The 1,153-nt window shown below is 60.0% G+C and carries 2 protein-coding genes; both read left to right on the forward strand.

The features are described from left to right. Nucleotides 1-270: PaaI family thioesterase (locus AC1DU6_RS32165; protein ID WP_477862272.1), on the forward strand; the 270-nt coding region annotated here is incomplete at its 5' end. A 101-nt stretch (nt 271-371) separates the two neighbouring features. Beyond that, entirely contained in the window at nt 372-842 is a 471-nt protein-coding gene (locus AC1DU6_RS32170) for a hypothetical protein (protein ID WP_477862273.1), read from the forward strand. The last annotated feature ends 311 nt before the right edge of the window (nt 843-1,153 follow it).

Genomic DNA, 1,153 nt, shown 5'->3' on the forward strand with positions numbered 1-1,153 from the left:
GTGTCGGGCCCGGTCATGATGACCTTGGCCGACGTGGCCCTGTATCTGGGCATCCTGGCGCGCATCGGCATCGTGCCGTTGGCGGTGACGACCAACCTGTCCATCAACTTCCTGCGCAAGCCGCGCGCCGACCGGCGGGTGGTGGCGCGTTGCCGGCTGATGAAGCTGGGCAAGTCGCTGGCCGTGGGCGAGGTGTGGATCTTCTCGGAGGGCGAGGACGAGCCGGTGGCGCACGCGACGGGCACGTACGCGATTCCGCGGGAGCGGTGAGCTCGAGAGCATGAATTTCCGAGCAAAAGCCAAATGAACAGCGGGCAAGCGGGCAAGCGGTCCTTCGTCCGCAGTCCACCCTTACGAACGTTAGGCCGAGCATGTTCTCCTCAGCAGATCTTGAGCGCCTGAGTCGCGAATTGAATAGCAACTACTATTTCGCTGGAAACTACCCCGGCGCTTGCTTTCAGATTTATCCCCAGTACGCCTTCAGTCCGCCAGATTCGGAGCAATATGCTCGCATCACAAGAGCCCCGAAAGAACGCGGCGACAACGGTCTGAGATTCTGGGCAGTCGCCCAGTTGGGCGAGAAGGGGTACACAGAGCGTCCGACGTGGCTCGTTGATGATTTCGAAAATTCCGAGTTTGTGCCACTGACGGAGTCGGAGTTCAGTTCGCTGGTCGCAGAGCTGTGCGCAGATTTCGTTGTTCCGGCCAAGCCACCCGTTCATAGCCCGATGGGCTTCGTTTCAGCTCTTGCCATGCGCTCGCTCAAGACAGACTTCGTTGTCTCACTCATAGCTGAGTACGAGGACGAGTTCGTTCACTTCTATTGGCATACCACGGCGTGAGAAGCGGTGTCTTCATGCTGCTCGCGGTCTTCCCATTCGTTCAAGCTGTCGCCCCGCGCACGCTGCACGGCACGCTGCTTGCCCCTCTTCTCCAAGCGCGCGACTTCCGTACGCCGAAAGGAATGCAATGCAGGTGCAAATCGAGACCGACAACCACGTAGAGGGCCGTGAGAAGCTGATTGAGCATGTCGAGAGCGTGATCCGCGGCGCGGTCGACCACTACAAGGGCCAGGTGACGCATGTGGAGGCGCATCTGGGCGACATGAACAGCGGTGAGAAATCGGGCCCTGATGACATGCGCTGTCTACTGG

It is taken from the genome of Roseateles sp. P5_B10 (assembly GCF_056400485.1).